Source organism: Streptosporangium sp. NPDC005286 (genome assembly GCF_040607515.1).
Lineage (GTDB): Bacteria > Actinomycetota > Actinomycetes > Streptosporangiales > Streptosporangiaceae > Streptosporangium.
In genome coordinates this window covers 1-4,164 of sequence record NZ_JBEXGU010000328.1, presented here as the reverse complement: position 1 = coordinate 4,164, position 4,164 = coordinate 1, and the positions used below count along the sequence as shown (strand labels likewise).

Here is a 4,164-nt window from a genome sequence, read left to right as displayed (position 1 = left end):
ATCACCCGCCCCCCCCCTATATAAACACAACTATAAAAACACTCTTCCCCCCCCCCCCCCTCTCCCTATGTGGCGCGCCCGGGCCCCCGTTTTCCCCGCCCCGCTCAACCACTTGGGGGCCCCCCCCCCCGGGGGGGCCCCCTCTCGTTTCCGGTGCCGCCCCGACGGCACTTCAGGGCCAGGCCGGGTCGCCCGAGGAGTCGAGGGAGCCGGGGATGACATCGAGGCGCCCGAGAAGGGTGAGGAAGGTGGAGGCGTACGGGGAGTCCTGCACGACGGCGGCGACACGGTTCCAGTCGACCTGCTCGCGCAGGGCACGGACCTGGGGCAGCAGCGAGCCGTAGTCGCAGGTGTGCTCGGAGAACGGCAGCAGCCACGAGATGACCAGGTCGGTGGCCTCCAGGACGGGCAGGATCACCGCCGAGGTCTTCATCGGCTCGGCCCGCTTCAGCAGCTCCGGGGTGATCGGGTGATCACAGATCGAGAAGATCAGATCCACCAGCCTGCCCTCGTCGAATGCCTTGACCAGCCAGTCCTCCGGCGGTTTGACCGTCTCGAAGCCCAGCTTGCCCAGCGCTTCGAGCGCGAGCGGCACGTCCTCGACGGGGAGGACGAAGTCGACGTCGTGCAGCGAGGGTGCGGCCCCGCGCGCGTACGCCGCACAACCTCCGGCGAGCGCGAACCTGACATCCGCCTCCTTCAGCCCGCTGCTCGCCCGCTTCAGCGTTTCCAGGATTGCGTCCGTGACCTCATGACTGTGGCTGCCCATGGCTCACGCGTACCCCATAACATCCACGGTAGGCATGCCGGACTTTGACTCGGGTAAACGGGGCGTATGGTTCAGGTCGAACATACGCAAAGAGAAAATCCCCATCCTGGAGAAACCCGCAAGGAACGCGTCGACCGCGAGCTCGGTGAGCTCTTACAGGGTCTGCGCGTCGCGGTCACCGGCGTGCAGGTGCTTTTTGCCTTCCTGCTGACGCTGCCGTTCGCCGCGGGCTTTAACAAAGTCGATGTCCTGGGGCACTGGCTGTTCTTCATCGCCCTGCTGAGCGCCGCCATCGCGTCCGTCTGCTTCATCACCCCGGCCGCGCAGCATCGCCTGCTGTTCCGGACCGGGCTGAAGGAGAAGATGCTGCACCGCGCCAACGGAGTCGGCATAGCGGGGGCCGCCGGGCTCGCGATCGCGATGACGAGCTCGGTCGCGCTGGTCGCGGAGACGGTCATCAACGCCTGGCCGGCGGCGGTGTTCGGCGGGGCCGTGGCCCTGTCCAGCGCCTGGCTGTGGTTCGTTCAGCCAATAATCGATCTATACCGAACAGAGGATGACGAGGATGTTAAGTCATGAATTGTGAGGGCAGAGGCCGATTATGGCTACTTTACTTTGGATCATCGCAGTTATCCTCGTCATCTCCGGGATCTATGTGATCCTGGCCCGTCGCGACCTCCTCTGGGGGATCGTCCTCATCGTCCTCGGCTTCCTCATCGGCCCCGGGGGTGTGAGCATCTTCAATGTCTGACGCGAGCCCCGCGCTCGCGAAAGCACCTGTCCAGTGTCAGCCCACTTGTCAGCCCACTGTCGGTTCTGAGCCGGCAGGCCATTCGACGCGAGCTTCGCGCTCGTAGGAACACAAGTCGCCCCGAACTCCCAAGAAGCCTCGCGGGCCGGGTCTCCCCGGCCCGCTTCTTCTTGTCCGCCCCTCCCCCGCCACCGACGGCCCCCACGGCGGTGCGCCCGGCGGTGCGGGGGAGGGGCGGCGCCCATCTACAGGGGGCTCGTCTACAGGAGGTACACCCCGTACGCCCGGCCCAGCACCGGCAGCGCCACGTTGCGCACCCGGATGCCGCCCGGGGTGACGCCCTTCTCCGTACCGGCGTGCGCGTGCCCGTGGATGATCAGGTCGGCGCCCTCGGCGTCGACCGCCTCGGCCAGCAGGTAGCTGCCGAGGAAGGGGTAGATCTCCAGCGGTTCCCCGTCGAGGGTGTCCTTGACCGGCGAGTAGTGGGACAGCACGACCCGGTAGTCGGCCTCCAGTTCCTTCAGCGCCACCCGCCAGCGATCGGCGATCCGCTTGGTGTGGCCGACGAACGCCTTGATCTCCGGCTCACCGAAGTCGCTGGCGCACTTGCCCGCGTACCCTCCGCCGAAGCCCTTGCCACCGGCCACGCCGAGCCGTATCCCGTCGATGTCGATCACCGTCGCGTCGTCGTGCAGGACCTCGATCCCGGCCCCGCGCAACAGCGCGGCGATCTCAGCGGGCCGGTCGGAGTGGTAGTCGTGGTTGCCGAGCACCGCCACCACCGGGATCGACAGGTCGCGGAACTCGTCCGCCACCATCTCCCCCTCCTCCATGGTGCCGTGCCGGGTCAGGTCGCCGGCGAGCAGCAGCACGTCGGCTCGATCCTCGATGCCGTCGAGCCGCCTGCGGTAATCCCCCCTGAGACTCTCGTCCAGGTGCACGTCTCCGACCGCCGCGATCCGCAGCGCGCTCACAGCTGTTCCTCCCTTACCGGCTCCACCACGCTCACGACATCGATCTCGTTGTGGACGACCAGCCCGGGAGCCGCCTCCCCGGCCACCTTGGCGATCAGCTCGCGGCGGTCGGCGCTGGTGATCTGGCCGCGCAGGTAGAGCTGATCACCTCGGACATCCACCCGGACGCCGAGTTCCGTGGTTCTCTCGTCCTCGGCGAGCGCGCGCTGCACACGCGCGGCGACGTACTGCGGAGCCTCCATCGTCGAACTCCTTTCCGTCCAAAAAGGCTCGCCTTCCCGTGGAACCCAAGGTCAAACACGTTTAAAACCCCCGCTGAGGGCAGAGGAGGCCGCTGTGCCCAGGACGCGGGCACGCCTGCCCCGCATAACTCGGTGGAGACGTGCCTATGAAGATCGCCATGGTTTCAGAGCATGCCAGCCCCCTCGCGACCGTCGGCGGAGCCGACGCCGGAGGCCAGAACGTCCACGTCGCCGCCCTCTCCATCGCGCTCGCCGCGCGCGGGCACGAGGTGACGGTCTACACCCGCAGGGAGTGCGCCTTCCAGCGGGAGAGGGTCGCCCTGGCCCCCGGGGTCACGGTGGTCCACGTCCCGGCCGGCCCGGCCATGATCCTGTCCAAGGACGACCTGCTCCCCTGGATGCCGGACTTCGGCCTGTGGCTGGCCAGGCGCTGGAACGCCGCACCGCCCGACATGGTGCACAGCCACTTCTGGATGAGCGGCCTGGCGGCCCTGGTCGCCGCGAGGGAGGTCGACGTCCCCATCGCGCACACCTTCCACGCCCTCGGTACGGTCAAGCTCCGCCACCAGGGCGCGGCGGACACCAGCCCGCGCGAGCGCCTCGGGATCGAGGCGATGATCGCCCACCAGGCGGACGCGGTCGTCGCGACCTGCGCCGACGAGGTGGCGGAACTGCGCCGGATGGGCGTGCCGCACCGCCGTACGAGCGTCGTGCCCTGCGGTGTCGACGTGCGCTCCTTCACCCCGGTGGGCCCGCGCGCCGATCTCGGTCCGGGCCCCGTCCTGCTCGCCATCGGCCGTCCCGTACCCCGCAAGGGCGTGGACACCACGGTCCAGGCCCTCGCCCACGTCCCCGGCGCCAGGCTGCTCGTCGCCGGCGGCCACCCGGACGACCCCGAGGTGGGCAGGCTCTCGCGGGTGGCCGTCAGGCACGGCGTGGCGGACCGCGTCAGGTTTCTCGGCAAGGTGGCCCGCGAGCGCGTCCCGGTCCTGATGCGCTCGGCGGACGCCGTGGTCAGCATGCCCTGGTACGAGCCGTTCGGCATCGTGCCGGTGGAGGCCATGGCCTGCGGGGTGCCGGTGGTGGTGTCCGCGGTGGGCGGGCACCTGGACACCGTCGTCCCCGGGGTCACCGGCCTGCTGATCCCGCCTCGCGAGCCCCGCACGCTGGGGGGCGCGCTGCGCCGGCTGCTCGCCACGCCGGGCCTGCTGGCGGCGTACGGCACCGCCGCCGCCGTCCGGGCGCGCTCCGACTACGACTGGAACAAAATCGCCGACCGGACCGCCGCCGTGTACGCGGAGGTGATCTCCTCCCGCGTCCCGGCATGGCGGAAGGACGGCGCCCGCTCGTACCCGGGCGTCGCCTGACGGCTCTCCGGTCCCGGAATCAGGACGGAAAGCCAGAAAGGTCCCCGGTCCCGTCGACGGG

General features: G+C 69.5%; 6 protein-coding genes. 3 read left to right on the top strand and 3 right to left on the bottom strand.

The annotated features are described in order from the left end of the window. Positions 1–172: 172 nt before the first annotated feature. Complete coding sequence (locus ABZU75_RS45520; protein WP_355569518.1) at positions 173–769, bottom strand: hypothetical protein; 597 nt, start codon at positions 767–769, stop codon at positions 173–175. 66 nt (positions 770–835) lie between these two features. Between ABZU75_RS45520 and ABZU75_RS45515 the strand changes: the two genes are divergently transcribed. Together ABZU75_RS45515 and ABZU75_RS45510 are read left to right on the top strand one after the other, a co-directional pair. Next, positions 836–1,348 (top strand): DUF6328 family protein, encoded by a 513-nt coding sequence (locus tag ABZU75_RS45515; RefSeq protein ID WP_355569515.1) that lies wholly within the window; start codon positions 836–838, stop codon positions 1,346–1,348. A gap of 22 nt (positions 1,349–1,370) precedes the next feature. Further along, a complete protein-coding gene (locus ABZU75_RS45510) occupies positions 1,371–1,520 on the top strand; it encodes a GPGG-motif small membrane protein (RefSeq protein WP_350912242.1) in 150 nt (49 codons plus the stop codon). A gap of 260 nt (positions 1,521–1,780) precedes the next feature. On the opposite strand, the gene ABZU75_RS45505 is transcribed toward ABZU75_RS45510, so the two are convergent. After that, complete coding sequence (locus ABZU75_RS45505) at positions 1,781–2,494, bottom strand: metallophosphoesterase (protein ID WP_355569510.1); 714 nt, start codon at positions 2,492–2,494, stop codon at positions 1,781–1,783. Then, positions 2,491–2,736, bottom strand: coding sequence for a BON domain-containing protein (locus ABZU75_RS45500; RefSeq protein ID WP_350912238.1), 246 nt, complete (start codon positions 2,734–2,736; stop codon positions 2,491–2,493). The genes ABZU75_RS45505 and ABZU75_RS45500 overlap by 4 nt, the downstream gene beginning before the upstream one ends. A 158-nt stretch (positions 2,737–2,894) precedes the next feature. On the opposite strand from ABZU75_RS45500, the gene ABZU75_RS45495 reads away from it, so the two are divergent. Then, positions 2,895–4,103, top strand: coding sequence for a glycosyltransferase (locus ABZU75_RS45495; RefSeq protein ID WP_355569506.1), 1,209 nt, complete (start codon positions 2,895–2,897; stop codon positions 4,101–4,103). The last annotated feature ends 61 nt before the right edge of the window (positions 4,104–4,164 follow it).

Excerpts from the sequence above, each read along its gene's own strand:
- ABZU75_RS45500 (WP_350912238.1), bottom strand. The coding sequence starts at position 2,736 with ATGGAGGCTCCGCAGTACGTCGCCGCGCGTGTGCAGCGCGCGCTCGCC.
- ABZU75_RS45515 (WP_355569515.1), top strand. The coding sequence starts at position 836 with ATGGTTCAGGTCGAACATACGCAAAGAGAAAATCCCCATCCTGGAGAA.
- ABZU75_RS45520 (WP_355569518.1), bottom strand. The coding sequence starts at position 769 with ATGGGCAGCCACAGTCATGAGGTCACGGACGCAATCCTGGAAACGCTG.
- ABZU75_RS45495 (WP_355569506.1), top strand. The coding sequence starts at position 2,895 with ATGGTTTCAGAGCATGCCAGCCCCCTCGCGACCGTCGGCGGAGCCGAC.
- ABZU75_RS45510 (WP_350912242.1), top strand. The coding sequence starts at position 1,371 with ATGGCTACTTTACTTTGGATCATCGCAGTTATCCTCGTCATCTCCGGG.